23 protein-coding genes are annotated in these 19,976 nt (G+C 67.7%); 10 read left to right on the top strand and 13 right to left on the bottom strand.

The features are described from left to right. Positions 1-127: 127 nt before the first annotated feature. Genes pgmG through GON01_RS13695 form a run of 3 tightly spaced genes read right to left on the bottom strand, consistent with a single transcriptional unit; the run spans position 128 to position 2,611 of the window. Positions 128-1,516 carry a phosphoglucomutase/phosphomannomutase PgmG gene (gene pgmG / locus GON01_RS13705; RefSeq protein WP_157027932.1) on the bottom strand — a complete coding sequence of 463 codons (1,389 nt, stop codon included), beginning with the start codon at positions 1,514-1,516 and terminating at the stop codon, positions 128-130. A gap of 34 nt (positions 1,517-1,550) precedes the next feature. Continuing rightward, positions 1,551-1,826 carry a J domain-containing protein gene (locus GON01_RS13700; protein WP_232328849.1) on the bottom strand — a complete coding sequence of 92 codons (276 nt, stop codon included), beginning with the start codon at positions 1,824-1,826 and terminating at the stop codon, positions 1,551-1,553. Beyond that, complete coding sequence (locus tag GON01_RS13695; RefSeq protein WP_157027931.1) at positions 1,826-2,611, bottom strand: division plane positioning ATPase MipZ; 786 nt, start codon at positions 2,609-2,611, stop codon at positions 1,826-1,828. Before GON01_RS13695 ends, GON01_RS13700 begins: the two co-directional genes overlap by 1 nt. Positions 2,612-2,694: 83 nt before the next feature. Here GON01_RS13695 and panC point away from each other — a divergent pair, with 83 nt between their 5' ends. Continuing rightward, complete coding sequence (gene panC, locus GON01_RS13690) at positions 2,695-3,579, top strand: pantoate--beta-alanine ligase (RefSeq protein ID WP_181599981.1); 885 nt, start codon at positions 2,695-2,697, stop codon at positions 3,577-3,579. A gap of 39 nt (positions 3,580-3,618) precedes the next feature. After that, positions 3,619-3,915 carry a hypothetical protein gene (locus tag GON01_RS13685; protein WP_157027929.1) on the top strand — a complete coding sequence of 99 codons (297 nt, stop codon included), beginning with the start codon at positions 3,619-3,621 and terminating at the stop codon, positions 3,913-3,915. 28 nt (positions 3,916-3,943) lie between these two features. On the opposite strand, the gene GON01_RS13680 is transcribed toward GON01_RS13685, so the two are convergent. The 3 genes from GON01_RS13680 to GON01_RS17250 form a co-directional block, all read right to left on the bottom strand. Next, entirely contained in the window at positions 3,944-4,738 is a 795-nt protein-coding gene (locus GON01_RS13680) for a hypothetical protein (RefSeq protein WP_181599980.1), read from the bottom strand. Between the two features lie 306 nt (positions 4,739-5,044). Continuing rightward, a complete protein-coding gene (locus GON01_RS13675) occupies positions 5,045-5,368 on the bottom strand; it encodes a hypothetical protein (RefSeq protein ID WP_157027927.1) in 324 nt (107 codons plus the stop codon). A gap of 11 nt (positions 5,369-5,379) precedes the next feature. After that, positions 5,380-5,514 (bottom strand): hypothetical protein, encoded by a 135-nt coding sequence (locus tag GON01_RS17250; RefSeq protein ID WP_269748902.1) that lies wholly within the window; start codon positions 5,512-5,514, stop codon positions 5,380-5,382. A gap of 143 nt (positions 5,515-5,657) precedes the next feature. Between GON01_RS17250 and GON01_RS13670 the strand changes: the two genes are divergently transcribed. Next, positions 5,658-6,521, top strand: coding sequence for a LysR family transcriptional regulator (locus GON01_RS13670; RefSeq protein WP_157027926.1), 864 nt, complete (start codon positions 5,658-5,660; stop codon positions 6,519-6,521). A 22-nt stretch (positions 6,522-6,543) separates the two neighbouring features. Here GON01_RS13670 and ligD read toward each other — a convergent pair whose 3' ends face one another. Together ligD and ku are read right to left on the bottom strand one after the other, a co-directional pair. Further along, complete coding sequence (ligD, locus tag GON01_RS13665; protein WP_157027925.1) at positions 6,544-9,078, bottom strand: DNA ligase D; 2,535 nt, start codon at positions 9,076-9,078, stop codon at positions 6,544-6,546. 146 nt (positions 9,079-9,224) lie between these two features. Continuing rightward, complete coding sequence (gene ku / locus GON01_RS13660) at positions 9,225-10,091, bottom strand: non-homologous end joining protein Ku (protein ID WP_157027924.1); 867 nt, start codon at positions 10,089-10,091, stop codon at positions 9,225-9,227. Positions 10,092-10,180: 89 nt separating this feature from the next. On the opposite strand from ku, the gene pdxH reads away from it, so the two are divergent. Together pdxH and GON01_RS13650 are read left to right on the top strand one after the other, a co-directional pair. After that, on the top strand, positions 10,181-10,759 hold the full coding sequence (gene pdxH, locus GON01_RS13655; protein WP_157027923.1) for a pyridoxamine 5'-phosphate oxidase: 579 nt from the start codon (positions 10,181-10,183) through the stop codon (positions 10,757-10,759). Then, entirely contained in the window at positions 10,756-11,691 is a 936-nt protein-coding gene (locus GON01_RS13650; protein WP_309503274.1) for a cation diffusion facilitator family transporter, read from the top strand. Before pdxH ends, GON01_RS13650 begins: the two co-directional genes overlap by 4 nt. Positions 11,692-11,809: 118 nt before the next feature. Here the strand turns inward: GON01_RS13650 and rpoZ are convergent, their stop codons facing one another. Continuing rightward, positions 11,810-12,151 (bottom strand): DNA-directed RNA polymerase subunit omega, encoded by a 342-nt coding sequence (gene rpoZ / locus GON01_RS13645; RefSeq protein WP_157027922.1) that lies wholly within the window; start codon positions 12,149-12,151, stop codon positions 11,810-11,812. Between the two features lie 126 nt (positions 12,152-12,277). On the opposite strand from rpoZ, the gene GON01_RS13640 reads away from it, so the two are divergent. Then, the gene (locus tag GON01_RS13640; protein WP_181599979.1) at positions 12,278-13,453 is read left to right on the top strand and encodes a phospholipase D-like domain-containing protein; all 1,176 of its coding nucleotides are present in this window, start codon (positions 12,278-12,280) and stop codon (positions 13,451-13,453) included. Between the two features lie 40 nt (positions 13,454-13,493). Here GON01_RS13640 and GON01_RS13635 read toward each other — a convergent pair whose 3' ends face one another. Next, entirely contained in the window at positions 13,494-14,108 is a 615-nt protein-coding gene (locus tag GON01_RS13635) for a class I SAM-dependent methyltransferase (protein WP_157027921.1), read from the bottom strand. 116 nt (positions 14,109-14,224) lie between these two features. Here GON01_RS13635 and GON01_RS13630 point away from each other — a divergent pair, with 116 nt between their 5' ends. The 3 genes from GON01_RS13630 to ung all read left to right on the top strand — a co-directional run bounded on the left by GON01_RS13630 (position 14,225) and on the right by ung (position 17,966). Continuing rightward, the gene (locus GON01_RS13630) at positions 14,225-15,520 is read left to right on the top strand and encodes an MFS transporter (RefSeq protein WP_157028251.1); all 1,296 of its coding nucleotides are present in this window, start codon (positions 14,225-14,227) and stop codon (positions 15,518-15,520) included. A 62-nt stretch (positions 15,521-15,582) separates the two neighbouring features. Next, positions 15,583-17,220, top strand: a complete 1,638-nt coding sequence (locus GON01_RS13625) for a S10 family peptidase (protein ID WP_157027920.1) — start codon at positions 15,583-15,585, stop codon at positions 17,218-17,220. A gap of 50 nt (positions 17,221-17,270) precedes the next feature. Continuing rightward, positions 17,271-17,966, top strand: a complete 696-nt coding sequence (gene ung / locus GON01_RS13620; protein ID WP_157027919.1) for a uracil-DNA glycosylase — start codon at positions 17,271-17,273, stop codon at positions 17,964-17,966. A gap of 4 nt (positions 17,967-17,970) precedes the next feature. Here ung and GON01_RS13615 read toward each other — a convergent pair whose 3' ends face one another. Beyond that, on the bottom strand, positions 17,971-18,381 hold the full coding sequence (locus GON01_RS13615; RefSeq protein WP_157027918.1) for a MerR family transcriptional regulator: 411 nt from the start codon (positions 18,379-18,381) through the stop codon (positions 17,971-17,973). A gap of 282 nt (positions 18,382-18,663) precedes the next feature. Between GON01_RS13615 and GON01_RS13610 the strand changes: the two genes are divergently transcribed. Next, positions 18,664-18,888 (top strand): hexameric tyrosine-coordinated heme protein, encoded by a 225-nt coding sequence (locus GON01_RS13610; protein WP_157027917.1) that lies wholly within the window; start codon positions 18,664-18,666, stop codon positions 18,886-18,888. Between the two features lie 30 nt (positions 18,889-18,918). Here the strand turns inward: GON01_RS13610 and GON01_RS13605 are convergent, their stop codons facing one another. Next, positions 18,919-19,425 carry a GNAT family N-acetyltransferase gene (locus tag GON01_RS13605; protein ID WP_220128457.1) on the bottom strand — a complete coding sequence of 169 codons (507 nt, stop codon included), beginning with the start codon at positions 19,423-19,425 and terminating at the stop codon, positions 18,919-18,921. A gap of 11 nt (positions 19,426-19,436) precedes the next feature. Further along, on the bottom strand, positions 19,437-19,976 hold the full coding sequence (locus tag GON01_RS13600; RefSeq protein WP_157027915.1) for a 2'-5' RNA ligase family protein: 540 nt from the start codon (positions 19,974-19,976) through the stop codon (positions 19,437-19,439).

The following is a 19,976-nucleotide window of genomic DNA, read 5'->3' as shown; positions in this document are numbered from 1 at the left end:
CTCTCCCGCTTGCGGGAGAGGGTGCCGAGCGTAAGCGAGGCGGGTGAGGGCCTGTCACGCGCCGAGTACCCTCACCCCGGCGTCGTTCCGCTCCGCACCCTCTCCCGCAAGCGGGAGAGGGGCTGCATCAGTGCCCCGCCTGCGGCCCCCGCTTGATTCCTGACGCCGCGAGCTGATCGTCGATCTGGGCGACGAGCCGGTCCAGCCCCGCCTGGTCCTTCGCTTCGGCGCGCGCGACCAGCACGTCCTGGGTGTTGGACGCGCGCAGCAGCCACCAGCCATCGGCAGTGGTGACGCGGGCGCCGTCGGTGCGGTTCACGTCGGCCCCGTTCTTCTCCAGCCGGTCGAGCACTTCGTCCACGACCGCGAATTTGCGGCTTTCGTCGACCTGGAAGCGCATCTCGGGCGTGTTGAGCACCAGCGGCATCTCGGACTTCAGCTGCGTCAGCGACTTGCCCGACAGCCGCACCGCCCCCAGCAGCCGCACCGCGGCGTAGAGCGCGTCGTCATAACCGTAATAATCGTGCGCGAAGAAGATATGGCCGCTCATCTCGCCGGCGAGCGGCGCATGGATCTCCTTCATCTTCGCCTTGATGTGGCTGTGGCCGGTCTTCCACATCAGCGGCTTGCCGCCGAGCTCCGCGATGCGATCGTAGAGCGCCTGGCTCGCCTTGACGTCGCCGATGATGGTCGCGCCCGGCTCAGCCTTCAGCACCGGCTCGGCCAGGATGCCGAGCAATTGGTCCCCCCAGACGATCCGGCCCTCGCCGTCGATCGCGCCGATCCGGTCGCCGTCGCCGTCGAAGGCGATGCCGAAATCGAGGCCCTTGCTCCGCACTTCGGCGCGAAGATGCTCGAGGTTCCTTTCCTCGGTCGGATCGGGGTGGTGGTTGGGAAAGCGCGAATCGACATCGGTGAAGAGGAGATGATGCTCGCCCGGCAGCTGCTGGACGAGCTTTTCCAGTGCCGGTCCGGCGGCGCCGTTGCCCGCGTCCCAGGCGATGCGGAACGCGCCGCCCTGATAGCCAGCGACCAGCCGCCCGACATATTGGTCGAGAATGTCGAAGTCGCCGACCTGCCCGGGCGTTTCGGCCGCTTCCCAGTCGCCTTCGGCGGCCAGCCTGCCGATCTGCTGGATGTCCGCGCCGAAGAAGGGCCGGTGCTGGAACACCATCTTGAAGCCGTTGTAGCTCGGCGGATTGTGGCTGCCGGTGATCATGATGCCGCCGTCCACTTCAAGGACTGCCTCGGCATAATAGAGCATCGGCGTCGGGCCGAGGCCGACCCGCACCACGTCGCAGCCGCTTTGCGTCAACCCTTCCACCAGCGCGTCGGCCAGCACCGGCGAGCTTTCGCGCCCGTCCCAGCCCACCGCCACCCGCGTGCCGCCGGCGCGGCGCAACAGTGTCGCGAATCCGCGCCCGATCGCGCGTGCATCGTTGGGCCCGAGCGTCTCGCCGATCACGCCGCGGATATCGTACTCGCGCAGCGACGTGGGGTGGAATTGATGAGTCATTTGATCTCCGTCGTGGATGGCCCGCGTTTCGAGCCTAATCTGTCGAGGGCCGCGCCAGTTCCTTCAGCAGCACGTCGCGAGCGAGATTGGTGCGTCGCGCAAGCTCGATCGTGCCACCGGCATCCGGATGCACTCGCGCGATGATGCGGCGATGGGCGTCGCGGACCTGATCGGCATCCGCATCGGCGCCGAGCCCCAGCAACTGGCGCGCCTCGGCAAGCGGCATGCTGACGCGCCGCCGCTGCTGATTCCCCCGCCACCAGAAAACGACCAGCGCCGCCAGTGCGACCAGGGTCAGCAGCTTGGCCATCAGGCGGCGGCGCCGATCCGGTCCGGCAGCGCGAGTCCGGCGACCAGCTCGCGCAATTCCTGGCGCGCCGCGACATGGCCGAGGCCGATGTCCGGGATCTGGCCGATGTCGAGCATGGTGAGGCCGCTCGGGAACAGCTCGCGATAGATGACGCGCTCGCCGAGGCCGGGGATGATACGGAAGCCGACGCGCTTGGACAGCGCGACCAGCGCCTCGCCGACCCGGCGCATGTTGCGCGCCTCGATATGCTGCATCCGGTTGCGCAGCACGATCCAGTCGATCGTCGCGCCGTCGGTCTTCGCCCGCACCTTGCGCGCATCCCAGATCAGCTCGGAATAGAAGCTCGGCCGGCTGACCTTGTAATTCTCCGGATCGACCTGGCCGATCAGGTCGAAATCGACGAAGCTGTCGTTCATCGGCGTGACCAAAGTATTGGCCATCGTCGCCGCCCGCCGGGCGATCGGGTCGTCGCGGCCCGGCGTGTCGATCACGACGAACTCGGCATCGGCGGCTGCCTCGGCCAGCGCCGCGTCGAAGCCCGCCTCGCTCGATCCGTCGACGACGGCGAAGCGCGGCTGCGGCAGGTCGACACCGCGCCGCTTCATCGTCGCGGCGCGGTTCTCGAGGTAGCGGGCGAGGGTCCGCTGGCGATGATCCAGGTCCAGCGCCGCGACCGAACGCCCCTGGGCGGCGAGCGCGACCGCCACGTGCACCGCCGTGGTGGATTTCCCGGTGCCTCCCTTTTCGTTCGCGAAAACAATGACGTGCGCGCCGTGCAAGGCCATGCGACCGCTTTCCATGATCAGGTTACTTGATCGGGAACATGAGCGCCCCCTATGGAGCCCGCTCATATCAGCCCCGAGTCACCGTGCAAACCATCCGTCAATTGAAACCGCTGCGCAAAGCGCTCGCGGCGCTTTGTGCCGAAGGGGGCAAGCTGGCGCTGGTGCCGACGATGGGCGCGCTTCATGCCGGGCACATGGCGCTGGTTGCGGAGGCGCGGAAGCGCGCGAAGCACGTCGTCGTCTCGATCTTCGTCAACCCCAGGCAGTTCGGCGCGAACGAGGATCTGGGCGCCTATCCGCGCCGTGCCGCCAAGGATTCGGCGATGCTGAGCGAGGCCGGGGCCGCGCTGCTGTGGATGCCCGACGCCGAGGTCATGTATCCGGCCGGCTATGCGACGAGCATTTCGGTCGCCGGCGTCAGCGAGGGGCTCGACGGCGCGGCGCGGCCGGGCCATTTCGAGGGCGTGGCGACCGTCGTCGCCAAATTGTTCAACCAGGTCCGGCCGGACGTCGCGCTGTTCGGCGAAAAGGATTTCCAGCAGCTCGCGGTGGTCCGCCGGATGGTCGCGGACCTGGATTTCGGCATCGAGATCGTCGGCGTCCCGACCGAGCGTGACGAGGACGGCCTCGCGCTGTCGTCGCGCAACGTCTACCTGACCGAAGAGGAGCGGCAGCAGGCGCGCGCACTTCCCCGGGCGCTGGGCATGGCCGCGTCCGCGATCGAAGGCGGCGGCGACGTGGGCGAAGCGCTCGCCCGCGCCGAAGCGGCACTGGTCGAGGGCGGCTTTCAATCGGTCGATTATGTCACCCTGTGCGACGCCGCGACGCTGCAGCCGCTGGAGTCGCTGGACCGCCCGGCACGGCTGCTGGCGGCCGCCCGGATCGGCGCGGCGCGGCTGATCGACAACGTCCCCGTCATGCCCAGGGATTTATCCACCGACCCCGTTAACCATTCTTCAAAACCCTGACCCCACTCTGCCCCATGCAGCAGAAGGGGATTTGCTGAGATGGGAAGCAGTTACAAGAGTGCCGCGTTCCTGATCGAGAGCCGGCTTGCCGACGCGGCCCGCGGCGATGCCGATGCGTGCTTCGACCTGGGAATCGCCTATTCGTCGGGCGCAGGCGGCCTGGAGGTCGACCTGATCGAGGCGCACAAATGGTTTAACCTGTCGGCGCTGTCGGGATCGACGCGCGCCGCCGAATGCCGGGCCGAAGTCGCCGACGAAATGACGGCGCGGGAGATCGCCGAGGCGCAGCGCCAGGCGCGCGCCTGGCTGCACGCGACGCAACGCCGGGCGGCCTGAGTCTTTCGAGCCGGGCCGCCCCGGCTTCTTATTTTCCGCTTTCCGCTCCTTCCGCCTCCAGCGCGGCGAGCGCTTCGCGCAGCGCCCGGGCGGCATCGCGAACCGCCTTCATCCGGTCGGGCGCAACCGCCGGCTTCGGCGCATCGACCGCCGCGACCTGCACCGGCTCGGCCGGTTTTGCCGGCATCGCCGCCGGCGGGGGCGGGGCTTCCGCCAGCTTCACTGCATTGGGATCGACCGCGCGCGCCGGACCCTCAGGCTGGACCGGAGCCAGGTCCGGCCATTCGGTTTGCGCCATTTCGTCCGCTGCCTGCGGCGCCGGCTCGGGCGCGGCCGCGACCGGAGCGGGCGGCAATACCGGCTCGGCCTGCGCCGCCAAGGGCGGGGGGGACGGATCGGCCCGCGGCATCATCAGCGGCGGCGGCGGCGCGTAAGTGGCCGGCCGTTCCGCATAGCGCCGTTCGGGCGGGCACAGCAGCGCGTCGCCTTCGTCCGGCACCGACCGGATCATGTCCGTCAACCCGCGTTCGGACACATAGCCGGCGTCGCGCAGATCGGCCGCCGCGTCTGCGCAACGATCGGGGGTGAAATCGGCATCCGAATATTGGTTGCCGAGCGCGGTTTCATATTCCGAATAGGCGTCGAGCCCGGCAAGGGCGCCGCGCGTGCGGACGAAATGCGCGCGCACGATCGCCTGCTTTTCCGCGATCAGCGCGCGGTTGGCGCGCACGAAGCGGTTGGAATCGACCACGATCCCGGGTTCCAGATCCCGGCAGTTCAGCATTGCGACCAGCAGCATCGTCTTGAATCGCTGAACCTTCAACGCATCCAGTTCGCTGCTCTGCCAGCAGTCTGTGTCGAACGAGGAGATGTTCGCGTGCAGCGGCGCTGACGCGCACGACAATAGGAGCGCAAAAGCGCTGATACGCCCACCAATCATGTGAGTTCCCCTTCACGACCGGCGCCCCCTACCGCTGTTACGGCCGAGGAGAGTCGCCGGGTGAGAAGGTATCACATCACTTATCCACAGCAACGGCAAGCTGTTCAGAAAAGGCGGTAAAACCGGCCCGTTTCTGTTCAGGAACGATCAGCCGACTGCCTAACGCGATATTGCGAAGCCGGAATGATTTCAGGCAGCAAGCGCGGGGAGCGTGCGGGCATCGGAGGTCACGAGCTCGACCGCCATCGCCTCGCCGATCCAGAATTCGACGAGGCCGCTGCGCCCCAGCTCCTCTGCATGAAAACCATGCATGCACGCGATCTCGATGACCTGCTCGACGCTACGGGCGACAGGCAGCGGCAGTCGCTCGATAATGCTCGCACTCGATTCCGCCGGCAGCACGGTAATCCGCCCGCCGACCGCCCGGCCGCCCGGACTGATGGACGACGGTGCGCCCAGCAGCGCCGCAAGCGCAGCCGCCGCGCGCTCGGGATGGTCGGCGCGAACGATCATCGCACGTCTCCTCAGCCTTGAAGCGACAAGAGCGCATAGAGCAGCGGCAGCGTGCCTAGGCTCAGGAAGATGCTCGCCAGCACGGCAAGCGCGGGATCGAGCCGGGGACGAGGCCGGATTTGGAGGGGCTGCATCATCGTCTTCATGACTCCGGCTAATCGCATTTTCCGCCGTATCCGCTGTGGCCAACGGCACAGAATGGCCGGCCGGGGTGTAGCGGCGGCCCGGCTGGACAGGCAATCAACGATCCTGCAGACCTGTTCTGCAAATCCGCAGAAGGGGGGTCGGCATGCCGGCATGGGAATGGAGCGACGTGCGCTGCTTCCTGGCCGTCGCCCGGCACGGTGCGACGCTGCGCGCCGCGCGCGATCTCGGCATGAACCAGACGACCTGCGCGCGGCGGATCACGGCGCTGGAGGGCGCGCTGGGACTGCGCCTGTTCGACAAGTCAGGCAGCGGCTACCAGCCTACTCCGGCCGGCCAGCGATTGGTGGCCGCCGGCGAGCGGCTGGCGGATGCCGCGGCCGCGTTCGAGGACGCGGCGACCGCGCTCCGGCGCGCCGCGAGCTTCGCCCTGAAACTGACGACCGTGGACGGGTTCGAGCATGCGCTGGTCGCGCCCGCCGTGGCCGCCGCGCGCCGGAAGCTGCCCGGCCTCGCGGTCGAGATCGACGTCGGCAGCGAGCGGCGGGACCTGCTCCGCGGCGAGGCCGACCTGGCCGTGCGGGCCGGACCGGAGCCCGACGAACTCGGGCTCGTCGCGCGCAAGCTCGCGCAGACTCCGTGGGGCCTGTACCGCCATCGCGATTATCCGGCCCCCGTCACCCCCGACAACATGCTGGAGCATCCGATCGCGAGCGTGGACGGCTATCCGCTCGAATCGACGCGCGCGATGGCGCCGCACGCCCGCATCGTCCATGTCACCAGCAGCCTGACCGGGCTGCTCGCGGCGCTCGGCGGCGCCGACTGTATTGCCGGCCTGCCGCTGTTCATCGGCGATGCCGAGCCCGACCTCGTTCGCTGCGGCCTGTTCGAGGGAGACCGGACCGGCCTCTGGGCGGTCTATCCCGAGCGGCTCCGCGGCCGGCACGAAATCCGCGTGCTGGTCGACTGCCTCGCGGACCAGGTGAAGGCATTGGGATGGCGGCCGTAACACCAGCGGGCGCAACGGTGCGTCAGAAGTCCGGCAGCACCTGCTCAGCCACCCCCCAGCCTTTCAGCGGGCGCGAATTGGCGCGTTCGATCAATTCCTCCCCGTCGAGCACCGTGAACCGGGCGGCGGTATCGAGGTCCTTCAGCTCGTCCCAGGCGATCGGCGCCGCGACCGGCGCGTGCGGCCGCGCGCGCGCGGCGTAGGGCATGATCGCGGTCGCGCCGCGCTGGTTGCGCAGATAGTCGACGAATATCCGGCCGACCCGCTTCGCCTTTGACATATTGGCGACGAAGCGCTCCGGCTCCGACTGCTCCAGCGCCAGCGCGAAGCGGTGGGTGAAATCCTTGACCGCCGGCCAGGCCGCCTCCGGCGTCAGCGGCGCCACCACGTGCACGCCCTTGCCGCCGGTCAGCATCGGGAAAGTGACGAGGCCGAGATCGCCCAGATAGCGTTTCAGGTCGAGCGCCGCCTTCTTCACCTGCTCGAAATCGAGGCCTTCGTCCGGGTCGAGGTCGAACACGATCCTATTCGGCCGCTCGATATCGGGCACCAGCGAGCCCCAGCCATGGAATTCGATCGTGCCCATCTGCACGCAGGTCAGCAGCCCCTCGGCGGAATCGACGTAGAGATAGTCTTCGGTCGCGCCGTTCTTTTCCTTCACCGGCACGTGACGCACATGCTCGCCGAAGCTGCCGGCATCGTGCTTCTGGAAAAAGCACTTCTTCGCGCGTCCCTGCGGACACCGCACCAAGCTGATCGGGCGGTTCGCGAGCCAGGGCAGCATGATGCCGGACACCTGCGCATAATAGGACGCCAACTGGCCCTTGGTGATGCCCGAATCCGGGTAGATCACGCGTTCGGGATTGCTGATCTTCACGCTGGTCTCCGGCGCGGCGGGCGGCTCGACCGGCTTTTCGGGCTTCACCTCGGCCGGCTTCTTGTCCTCCCGCAGGCCGATGAAGCTGCCGTGGCGAACGACATTGTCGGCGGTGAACTCGGCGAAGGCGATCTCGGCCACCAGCTGCGGCTTGACCCAATGCGCGCCGCGCACGGCCGCACGCGGCGCCTCGACGGTCGGCTTGTCGCTCTTCAGCTTTTCAAGCTTCGCGCTCAGCTCCTCGATCAGCCGGGCGTTGAAGCCGGTCCCGACCTTGCCGGCATAGCGCAGCTTTCCGCCCTCGTTCAGGCCCAGCAGCAGCGAACGGAAGCCGCGTCCGCGCGCTTCGCTGGCGGTCCAGCCGACAATGACGAATTCCTGGCGCTGGATGCATTTGATCTTCAGCCAGTTCTGCGTGCGCTTGCCGAGATATGGAGCGTCGGCGCGCTTGGAGACGATGCCTTCGAATCCTTCTCGGCACATGGCCTGGAACAATTTCTCGCCCTCGCCGATCACATGCTCGGCGAACAGGATCGGCCCCTCGGCGGGAATGATCGTGCGCAGCAGCTCCTTGCGCTCCAGGTTCGGCAGCCGCTTCAGCTCCTCGCCGTCCAGCGACAGCAGGTCGAACGCGAACATCGTGAGATCCCGGCTGCCGCGCGACAGCGCGTCCTGCAGCGCCGAGAAGCTGGGCTTGCCCGCCTGGTCGAGCGCGACCACTTCGCCGTCGATCAGCGCGGCGCCAACATCGAGCGACTGCGCCGCCTCGGCGATGACGGCGAATTTGTCGGTCCAGTCGAGGCCGGTGCGCGTGAACAGCTTCGCCTCTGAGCCTGTCGAAGGACCGCGGCCGACCGCGAGCAGCACGCGATAGCCGTCGTATTTCGCTTCGTGCAGCCAGTTGGAGCCGGTGGGGACGGTATCCACGAGCGTGGCGAGCTGGGGCGGGGTGAAAGCGGGGAGTTCAGGTCCTCCCCGAGCTTTGCTCGGGGAGGGGGACCGCGCGGAGCGCGGTGGAGGGGCAGCGCCGGCACGGCGCTGACGCGCCGCCCCTCCACCCCTCGCCTTCGGCGAGCGGTCCCCCTCCCCCAGCTGAGCTGGGGGAGGATCTTTGCCCGCCGCGATCTCGTCCATCGTGCGGCCGGTGCTGACGCTGGTCAGGCAGCGGTCGACCAGGCCGCCGGACGGGCCCGCATATTCGTCGTCGATCTTGCGCAGGAGCCAATTCTCCGTCCGCTCCTTCGGTCGCGGCTTCAGGCGGATCAGCAGCCATTCGCCCTTCATCCGCTCGCCGTCCAGGATGAAGTGGAGGTGCCCTTTCTCCAGGTCCTTCGCGCTCTTGCCCTTGACCGGCGCCCAGGTGCCGCGGTCCCACAGCATCACCGTGCCGCCGCCATATTCGCCCTTGGGGATCGTGCCTTCGAACGTGGCGTAGGAAAGCGGATGGTCCTCGGTGCGGACGGCGAGCCGCTTGTCGTCGGGATCGAGGCTCGGCCCGCGCGTCACTGCCCAGGATTTGAGCACGCCGTCCATCTCCAGCCGCAAATCCCAGTGCAGCCGCGTCGCGTCGTGCTTCTGGACCATGAAACTATGACCGGTCCCCTTCGCGATCGCGCCGGCCGGCTCCGCGGTCTTGGTGAAATCGCGCTTGGCATTGTAGCGGGCGAGCGGGTCGGCCATCTAAATCCTCCCCTCGCTTGTCGAGGGGACCGCGGGAAGCGCGGTGGAGGGGACCGGAACGAAGCGGAGGGTTAAGCTCGGCGCTACGCGCCGCCCCGCCACCATGCTTCGCATGGTCCCCCTCCCCTGCCGCGCAGGGGAGGATTTCATCCCGCCGCCCTCTTCTTCACCGTCGCCGCCTTCTTCGCCGGCGCCTTGGCCGCCGGCTTGCGGGCCGGCTCCCCGGGTTTTTCGAGCGACTTCTTCAGCGCGGCCATCAGATCGACGACATTGCCGCCGCGCTTCGGCGCTTCCTCCTCGGGCTCGGGCGCGACCTTGCCGCCTTTCGCCTTCAGCTTCTTCTGCACCAGCGCCTTCAGCGCGTCGACATAGCGGTCGTGGAACTGGTCCGGCTTGAACGGCGCGCTCTTCTTCGCGATCAGCGTTTCGGCGAGGTCGAGCAATTCCTCGTCCGGTTTCGTGTCGGCGATGTCGCGGAAATAGCCCTGCGCCTTGTTGACTTCATCCGAATAGCGCAGCGTTTCCAGCACGATGCCGCGCCCGCACGGCTTCAGGCTGATGATGTATTCGCGACCCCTGAGCGTCAGCTGGCCGAGGCCGACCTTCTTCGTCCGCTTCAGCGCCTCGCGCAGCACGATGAATGCTTCCTCGGCGAGGTCGTCGGCGGGGACGACATAATAGGGCTTCTCGAAATAGAGCACGTCGATCTCATGCGCGTCGACGAACTGGGTCAGCTCCAGAGTCTTCTTGCTCTCGAGCTTGACCGCATCGATCTCGCTCTCGTCGAGCAGGACATAATGGCCCTTCTCATACTCGAAGCCCTTACGGATATCCTCCGGATCGACCGCGCCGACGCCCGGCGCGACTTTCTCATATTTGATCCGCTTGCCGGTCGGCTCGTGGATCTGGTGGAATTGGATCTGCGCGCCGCTCTTCGTCGCCGAATAGAGCTCGACCGGAATCGAGACGAGCGCGAGTCTGATCTGTCCCTGCCAATAGGCGCGTGCGGCCATGGGTCACCTTCGTTGCGAGACCGATTCAATCGCCGGAGCGCCCGCTGGTTCCTTGCGGGGCCCCGCCGCGCCACTTAAACGCGCGAGCCATGCAGACCGACCCCTTCGCCCTGTTCCGCGCCTGGTATGCCGAAGCGCGCGAGACCGAGATCAACGATTCGAACGCGGTGGCGCTGGCCACGGCCGACGCCGAAGGGCGGCCATCGGTGCGGATGGTGCTGCTGAAGGGCTTCGACGAGCGCGGGTTCGTCTTCTATACCAACCGCGAAAGCCGCAAGGCCGTGGAGCTGGCCGCCAATCCGCACGCCGCCTTGCTGTTCCACTGGAAGTCGCTTCGCCGCCAGGTGCGGATCGAAGGGCCGGTGGCGCTCGCGTCCGACCAGGAATCGGACGCCTATTTCGCGTCGCGCAGCCGCGACTCGCAGCTCGGCGCCTGGGCGTCGGACCAGTCGCGGCCGCTCGACCGGCGCGAGACCTTCGAACAGCGTTACGAGGCGATGGGGCAGCGCTTCGAAGGGCAGTTGGTGCCGCGGCCGCCGCATTGGGGGGGCTATCGGCTGGCGCCAGAGCGGATCGAGTTCTGGCAGGACCGTGAGCATCGGCTGCACGAGCGGCGCCTGCTGGAGCGCGACGGCGCCGGCTGGCGCGAAAGCCTGCTCTACCCGTGAGCGACGCCCGGCTTCAGGAGCGCGGCTCGCTGACCGCGCGCGCGGCGATCGCCAGCGTGTCGATGGCGCTGTTCCTGCTCGGGCTGAAGGCCTGGGCGGCATGGACGACCGGCTCGGTCGCGATGCTCGGCTCGCTCGCCGACACCGCCTTCGACGTATGCGCCTCGCTGATCACGCTCTATGGCGTCCGGCTGGCGGCGCAGCCGGCCGACTATGATCACCGCTTCGGCCACGGCAAGGCGGAAGCGCTGGCCGCACTGGTCCAGGTCGCGCTGATCGCAGTTTCTGCCGCCGCCATCCTGTGGCGTGCCGTCGACCGGCTGCGCAGCGGCGGCGAGACCCAGGGCGCGGAGTTCGGCATCGGCGTCTCGGCGATCGCGATCCTGTCGACCTTCCTGCTGCTCGCCTATCAGCGGCGGGTGATCGCCCGCACCGGATCGGTCGCGATCCACGCCGACAACGTCCATTACCAATCCGACCTGCTGCTGAACGGCAGCGTTATCGTCGCGCTCGTCCTGGAGCAATTCGCCGGCCTGCGCGGCGCCGATCCGGTGTTCGGCATCGGCATCGCGCTGTGGCTGGCATGGGGCGCCTGGCAGGCATCGTCGCAGGCGATCGACCAACTGATGGACCGCGAATGGCCGGAAGAGCGGCGGCGACGCTTCGTTGAGCTCGCCAATGCGCAAGCCGGCTTTCGTGGAATCCACGACCTGCGCACCCGCACCAGCGGCGCGCATGATTTCGCCCAATTCCATGCCTGGGTCGATCCGCAGATGACGATCGCGGAAGCGCACGACATCGTCGAAGCCGCAGAGCACGCATTGCAGTCGGCCTTTCCCGGGGCGGAAGTGCTGATCCACCTCGATCCCGAGGGGCAGATCGACCGCGCCGGGCAATATGACGAGGATCTGCGGGAGACGCCGGAGACGTGAGGTCCGAAACGATTCGCTTTGAGCGGGGTCGAGAAGCAACCCGTGGTTACGACAACGGCTTAGCCGGCCGGCCGAAGTTCGCGCTGTCTTCGGCTAGGCTGCGCCGAGCCGCGCGCGCTCACTCGTAATCGCCGCCCATGTTCTGGTTGCGCGGCGGGGCGGCCGCAGTGAGGCGGAGCGCCTCCGCCTGCTGCGCCAGCGAGCCGAGCTCGTCGACCGCGTCGTCGTCGTCGACCTGCACGCGCTGCAGGCTGCCGATCAGCGTGTCGCGCAGATTGTCCGGCCGGATCGTCTCTTCGGCGATCTCGCGCAGCGCGACGACCGGGTTCTTGTCGCGATCGCGATCGATCGTCAGCTCGGCGCCGCCCGAGACCTGGCGCGCGCGCTGAGCGGCCAGCAGCACCAAGTCGAACCGGTTCGGGACCTTGTCGACGCAATCCTCGACGGTAACGCGCGCCATTGAACGCTCCAAAAAATCGGCACTTCGGGAAGGCGGGCGACATAAGGTCGGGCGTCCCGTGAGTCAATGTTCCTGTCCCCGGCCCTACCGCCAGCTCGGAACGCAAGTGTCTCGACTTCGCTCGACATGAGCCGGATTGTTGTCGATGAATGGGTGATGCCTGAGCAAAGCGACAGCTTCGACGTCGAAGGCAACCGCCTGACCCTGCTGGTGGAGCCGCGCGACCGGCTGACCGGCCTGCTTACCCTGATCGAAGGCGCGGAGCAGAGCCTGCGCCTTCTCTATTACACTTTCGCGGATGACCATATCGGCGGGCGCGTGCGCAACGCGCTGATCGCCGCGTGCGAGCGGGGGGTGCATGTCAGCCTGATCATCGACGGCTTCGGCAGCGACCCGGACGACGCGTTCCTGCAGCCCCTGCGCGACGCCTGCGTCGACATCTGCCGGTTCCTGCCGCGCTACGGCCGACGCTTCCTGCTGCGCAACCACCAGAAGCTGTGCATCGCCGACGAGACTCGCCTGGTGATCGGCGGCTTCAACATCGAGGACGCCTATTTCGCAGGCCCCGAGGAGGATGGTTGGCGCGACCTGGGCCTGATCGTGGAAGGGCCCGCGGCCGGGCGGCTTGTCGGCTATTTCGACGCGCTGTCCGCCTGGACCAAGCGGCCGCAGGCGCGGATGCGCGACTTGCGGCGCGCGCTGAGGCGCTGGAGCGAGCCTGAAGGAAAAGTGCGCTGGCTGCTCGGCGGACCGGCGCGGCGCCTGAGCCCCTGGGCACGCGCGATGCGCTCCGACATGCTGAAGGCGCGCTCGGCCTCGCTGATCGCGGCCTATTTCGCGCCCAGCCCGGCAATGCTGCAGCGGCTCGACAAGGCCGGCATCCGCGGCGACGTGCGCGTGATCACCGCCGCCAAGTCCGACAATACGACGACCATTGCGGCCGCGCGATTCACCTATCCGGGCCTGTTGCGCAAGGGCGTGCGGATCTTCGAATATCAGCGGGCAAAGCTGCACACCAAGCTCTACATCATCGATGATGCGGTCCATATCGGCTCCGCGAATTTCGACATGCGTAGCCTGTTCCTGAACATGGAGCTGATGCTGCGGATCGAGGACCGCGTCTTCGCGGACCGCCTGCGCGCGCTCTTCAATCACGAGCTGAACGACAGCGTCGAGATCACGCTCGATGCGATGATCGGCTGGGGCCACACCCTGGCCCGCGCACGCAACGCCATCGCCTATTTCCTGGTCTCGACGCTCGACTACGGCGTCACGCGCCGGCTGAACATCGACGCCGAATGACCTCGTCATCCCGGCCCTGAGCCGGGGCGACGAGAACCGCTCAGCCCTTCCGCGCCCAGAACAGGCGCATCGGCGGGATGTTCAGCCATTCGAAGCCGCGCTCGATCGCCGGGAAATGCGGGCCGATATAGTCGGCGACCTTGGCTGAGACCTGATAGACCAGGAATGCGCCGTCGGCCTTCAGCACGGCGGCCGTTTCCGCGGCGATCCGGTCGCCGACACCTTCCGGAAGAGTCGAGAAAGGCAGGCCGGAGAGCACATAATCGGCCTGGTCGAAGCCGAAATCGGCGACGATCCGCCGCACGTCTGCGGCCGACCCGCGCACCGCGTGCAGGCGCGGGTCGGCCATCTCGCGGCGCAGGAAAGTGACGAAGTCCGGATTCGTGTCGATCGCGATCAACGTCGCGTCGGGGCCGAGCCGGTCCAGGATCGGCGCGGTGTAGGTGCCGACGCCGGGGCCGTATTCGACGAACAGCTTCACGCGCTCCCAGTCGACGGGAGCAAGCATCTTGTCGACCAGCGCTCGCGACGACGGGATCACCGATCCAACCATCGCGGGATGCTTCAGGAATCCCTTGAAGAACAAGGCGAGCGGGTGGCTCGGCCGGCGCCGGGGAAGTGCCCCGGCCTTCTCGCCGGCGGAGGAAACGGACATTGACGAACCTCTTTCTTCGTTTCAGCGCCGTCGCAAATCTTTCAGGCACTTGCAACCGCGCTTCCGGCCGCGGCCGCTCTGCACTATCGCGCCTGTTGATGGCGGCGGACAGCGGCATGGCGGGGCACCCCGGCCCAGATACAACGCGAGGCGAGGCACTTGGTGCCGCTCCGCCCTTCACGCTGCTGTTCCTGGTGATGTTGACGATCGCGGCCGGGAACACCGCATTGCAGTCGGTGCTGCCCGCGCTCGGCCGATCGCTGAAAGTGCCTGACAATGCCGTCGCCGCCGCCTTTTCGGTGTCCGCGCTGGTCTGGGTGATCTCCGCACCCTATTGGGCGCGCCGGTCGGACCGGCAGGGACGGCGGCAGATGGTGCTGCTCGGCCTGTTCGGCTTCTGCTCCTCGGTTTTCCTGTGCGGCGCGTTCCTGGCCGCCGGCATCCTCGGCTGGCTGGCGCCGCTGCCCGCCTTCGGCTGCTTCATCGTCGCGCGGATGCTCTATGGCACGTTCGGCGCCGCAGCCCCGCCCGCCGCCCAGGCGATCGTCGCCGCCGGCACCTCGCGCGAGGAGCGCACGCGGGCGCTGACCCTGCTCGCGTCCGCGTTCGGGCTCGGCACCATCCTCGGCCCCGCACTCGCGCCCTTCTTCGTGCTGCCGGTGGTCGGGCTTTCCGGGCCGGCCTTCGTCTTCTCGATCTTCGGCATGGGCATGTTGGCGGTCGCGGCCCGGCTGCTGCCCGACGACGCGCCCGGCGATGCGCGGGGTGCCGCGACCAGCTATCCGTCGATCGGCGGCGAGCCGACCGGCGCCAGCGTCCGCGCCGCGACCGCGGAGGACCATGGCAAGCCGATGCCGCTCACCGATCCGCGCATCTGGCCGTGGATGGTGCTGGGGCTGGTTACCGGCCATGCCCAGGCCATGACGGGGCAAGCGGTCGGCTTCCTTATCATCGACCGGCTCAATATCTCCGCGGAACAGGCCGCGGCAGAGACTGGCGTGGTGCTGATGGTCGGCGCCGGGGCTGCGCTGCTCGCCCAATGGGGGCTGATCCCGAACCTTAATCTGAAACCCCGCGCGCTCGCCATTTCCGGCGCGCTGCTGGCCGCGGCCGGCTGCGTGCTGACCGGCTTTTCGGAGTCGCTGCACATGCTGGCCGTTTCCTACGGGCTCGCCTCGCTCGGCTTCGGCTTCCTGCGTCCGGCCTTCACCGCCGGCGCCTCGCTGGCCGTCGGCCATCATGAGCAGGGCGCAGTGGCCGGCCGCACCACATCGGTCAACGGCGCTTGCTTCGTGCTCGGCCCCTCGATCGGCGTGGGACTCTATCAGTTCTGGGGCTCGCTGCCCTATCTCGTCGCCGGCGGGGCGCTGCTGGCGATGCTGCCCTGGCTGTGGCGGCGCCTAAGGGGTTGATTGACCGTCGCCTTCGCACGTTGCATGTGCTCTCCCGGGTGGTCGAGGAGAGAGGCAAGAGGATGCGTTCGACGATCGCGCTGATATTGTTGATGACAGCGGTGGCAGCTCCGGCACAGGAGCTCCCCGCCGACAAGGCCACCCCCGCCAGCAAGATGGCGAAGACCCACCAGGAAGCGATGATCGCAGAGGCGGAGGACGCCTGGGTCAAGCCGCCGGTGGACGAGGCAAGCGCGGTCAGCCACGGCGCCGTCACCGTCGGAGGGCAGCGGATCGCCTATACCGCGACCGCCGGCACGCTCACGATCCGCGACAATGACGGCAAGCCCACCGGCTCGATGTTCTACACTGCATATACCAAGGACGGCGCGGCGCCATCCTCGCGGCCGGTGACGTTCTTCTACAATGGCGGTCCCGGCTCGGCGACCGTGTGGCTGCACATGGGCAGCTTTGCCCCGGTGCGGGTGACCACGGCCAACCCGGAGTACATCCGCCCCGCCCCCTATGGCTTCGGCCCCAACCCGCACTCGCTCATCGACAAGAGCGACCTGGTCTTCATCGATGCGATGGGTGCGGGCTGGTCGCGGCCGCTGGGCGCCAAGACCGGCAAGGATTTCTGGGGCGTCGATCAGGACGCCGATGCCTTCGCCCGCACCGTCGAGCGCTACGTCACCAAGACGGGCCGCTGGTCGTCGCCGAAATTCCTGTTCGGCGAGAGCTATGGCACGCTTCGGAACGGCGCGGTCGCCGCGCTGCTGGAGGAACGCGGCCTCAGCCTCAACGGTATCGTTTATCTGTCGTCGATCATGAACTACGGCGTTCGCCAGCCCGGCTATGACGCCAACTACCTGACGCTGTTCCCCGGCTATGCGGCGACCGCCTGGTACCACAACCACCTGCAGAACCGGCCGCCGAACCTGGAAGCGTTCCTGCAGGAGGTCCGCGCCTTTACCAGCGGGCCCTATGCCGCGGCGCTGGCCAAGGGCTCGACGATCAGCCCCGACGAGAAGCGCCAGGTTGCCGAGCAGATGTCGAAATATATCGGCATCAGCCCCGACTTCATCATGCGTGCGGACCTTCGCATCGACCTCAACCATTTCCGGACCGAGCTGCTGCGCGACCGGCGGCTGGTGGTCGGCCGGCTCGATTCGCGCTACACGCTGATCCCCAGCGACGCCAATGCCGAGCGGCCGGACGACGATCCCTCGTCCACCGCCATCTCCGGCGCGTTCGTGTCGAGCTTTATGGACTATGCCAAGAAGACGCTCGGCTATCAGACCGCGATGCCGTACAAGATCTCGGCACGCGACAAGGGTTTCGACTGGGACTGGAAGCACGTCGCGCCGGGCAGCAATTTCCCGCAGAACAATCCCAACACGGCGATCGACCTGGCCTATACGATGCGGACCAATCCGTATCTCAAGGCGCTCTTCCTGAACGGCTATTACGACATGGCGACGCCGTTCTACGGGACCGAATTCGACGTCAATCACATGCTGCTGGAGCCGTCGCTCCAGAAGAATGTCGAGTTCAAATATTACGAGTCCGGGCACATGGTGTATCTGAACCCGGCCGAGCTGGCGAAGATGCACGCCGACCTCGCCGCCTGGTATGACGCGACGCTGGCTGACGCGCGCTCCAGCCAGCCGCCGGCGCGGCCGGTCGCCCGCACCGGCGATGCGGGGCCGGGGCCGAACTGAGGCCTTCGCCCGGTTGACACCGCCGCCGGCCTTGCGGATGCCGGCGGCGCATGGGCGAGATCAAACTGCATCCGGGCTGGCGGGAGCCGCTCAGCGGCGAGTTCGCCAGCCCCTACATGGCCGAGCTGCGCGCCTTCCTCGTCGCGGAGAAGGCCGCCGGCAAGCGCATCTTTCCGGCCGGGAGCGAGTGGTTCCGCGCGCTCGACCTGACGCCGCTCGACCGGGTGCGCGTCGTGATCCTGGGGCAGGACCCGTATCACGGGCCGGGCCAGGCGCACGGCCTGTGCTTTTCGGTGCGGCCGGGGACGCGGATTCCGCCGAGCCTGGTCAATATCTACAAGGAGATGGAGTCTGACCTGGGCATCGCGCCGGCGCGGCACGGGTTTCTGGAGCATTGGGCGCGCCAGGGCGTGCTGCTGCTCAACAGCGTGCTGACGGTCGAGCACGGGCTCGCCGCCTCGCACCAGGGCCGCGGCTGGGAACGGTTCACCGACGCGGTGATCCGCCTGGTCAACGCCCGCCCGGACCCTGTCGTCTTCCTGCTGTGGGGCAGCCACGCGCAGAAGAAAGCCGCGTCCGTCGATTCACTGGATCGCGGCGGGCCGCACCTGGTACTGAAGGCGCCCCACCCGTCGCCGCTTTCCGCCCATTCGGGCTTTTTCGGTTGCCGCCATTTCAGCAAGGCGAACGTGTTCCTGGAGAGCAGAGGCCTGCCGCCGATCGACTGGGCGCTCCCGGACGCATAGCGCCTCAGGCGGGGTGCTCGAATGCTGCAATGATCGGACACGGGCCGGACGCGCTGCCGGCGCAGGCAGTGGCAAGGCGAGTGAGCGCCGCGCGCGCCTGCTGCAGCTCGGCGATCTTCGCGTCGAGCGCCGTGAGCCGGGCCGACGCAAGCGCACGGGCGCGCGCGCGGTCCTCCGACGCATCGAGCGCCAGCAGCTCCCCGATCTCCTCGAGCGTGAAGCCAGCGCTCTGCGCGGCACGGATGAAACGCAGCCGCCGTACGTCGTCCGCGCCGTAACGCCGGACCCCGCCGCCGAGCCCGATGCCGCCGGTGCGCGGCGGCTCCGGCAACAGGCCGCGGCGCTGGTAATAGCGGATCGTTTCCACCCCGACGTCACCGGCCTTGGCGAGCGCCCCGATCGTGAGCGAATTCATCGCTTGACTCCGTACTATGGTACAGATGCCATATGGGTCAGGCTCGATCCCCGGGCAAGAAGGAGACACGCGATGACCAAGACCGAAGAGACCAAGGCGGCCTGCACCTGCAGGTCCAGCGGCTGCAAGTGCAATCCTTGCACCTGCAAGAACTGCAACTGCTGAGCCACGGGCCGCGCTCTCCGCAAACAGGGGAGCGCGGCTGATGGACCCTCCGCGCCGTTCGCGTGTTTGCCTAAGGGCGCGCCCGTCAGGGCCCAAACATCATCCGGGAGGGATCGAATGGACAATTGGCTGCCCACTCTCATCGTCGCCACGCCGGAACAGGGTTTCGACCTGGCGTTCAAACTGTCTCGGATGGCGGTGAAGAAAGCCCAGCCCTCTGAAGACGTGCGGGAGAAGGTGCGCAAGGATTATGAAGACGACGCCGAATCGCTGATCGCGATCTCTCAGGTGGTCGCCATCAATTTCCAGACGATCGCCGCCGCCAACGGCTATTGGCGCTAAGAGCTGGGCCGACCCCCGGCCGCCGCTGCGTCAGGGGCGCGGCAGCGCGAAGATGTCGCGCTCGATCCCGTCGGGGAACCGTTCGCGAGCGATGATCACGCCGCCAAGCCTTACCGCAAGCCCGCGAGCAGCCACATTGTCGTCCTTCATGTGCGTCTCGACCCGCTCCCAGCCCAAGGCCGCATAGGCCCAGCCGATGGCGGCGCACGACGATTCGAACGCAAAGCCGCGACGGCGCGCGCCCGGCATGATCCACCAAGTGAGCTCATGTCGTGGCCAGCCTTCCGGCCGGACGAGGCCGCAGCCGCCCACCATCGTGCCGCTCGCCCGCTCGGCCACCGACCACATGCCGAAACCGCGCAGGCTCCAATGGCCGATGTCGAAGGCCAGCTTGCGCCATGCAAGCGCCGGCGCGAGCGGGCCTCCATAGAAGGCCGAAGCGTCCGCATCGGCATAAAAGTCGCGATAGACGGGAAAGTCAGAAGCCGCGGGGGCACGCAGGACCAACCGCGCGGTCTCGATCGCCGGGTCAGTCACCAAGGCACCGACTATGCGCAGGGCACGCGGGCGGCGAGGCCCCACCGGCCGTGCACAATGTGTCGGGCCCGGCCGACGACACTTTCAACCAGCAGCACTTCTTGAACCGACCAGTGGATTGGCAAGATCGCCTCCGATCCCAAGCCGTCGCAATGGTAGGCGATCGTGACGTGCGGGACCAAGCGGTACGGTGGGACCGGGAAACCGCGTTCGATAAGCGCCGAAACGATCGCTCTTTGAAACGCGATCGCCCCCTCCGCCGGTTGGCTGCCGCGCAGCGAAACCGTGCGGGCGCTCTCAACGATCCGGTCAAAGACCAACTGAAATGAGGGCAACTGGCCGTTCAACAGCCCGGCCACCCAAGCCGCGACGCCGGCCGGAAGCGTTGCGAGGTCGCAAAGCGGCTGGATGGTCATATGCAGCAAGCCGGCATCGCGGAACGGATCGACCCGCCCGGTCGCGATCATTTGCGTACGCACTTCGTCCGAAGGCTTCGCCATCAGATAGAGCGGATTTGATGCACGCGAACGATCTGGTCTGCGGCCGGTCAT

The organism is Sphingomonas horti (assembly GCF_009753715.1).
Lineage (GTDB): Bacteria > Pseudomonadota > Alphaproteobacteria > Sphingomonadales > Sphingomonadaceae > Sphingomonas_B > Sphingomonas_B horti.
Note: the sequence above shows the minus strand (reverse complement) of the source record. Positions and strands in the feature narration are given on the sequence as shown.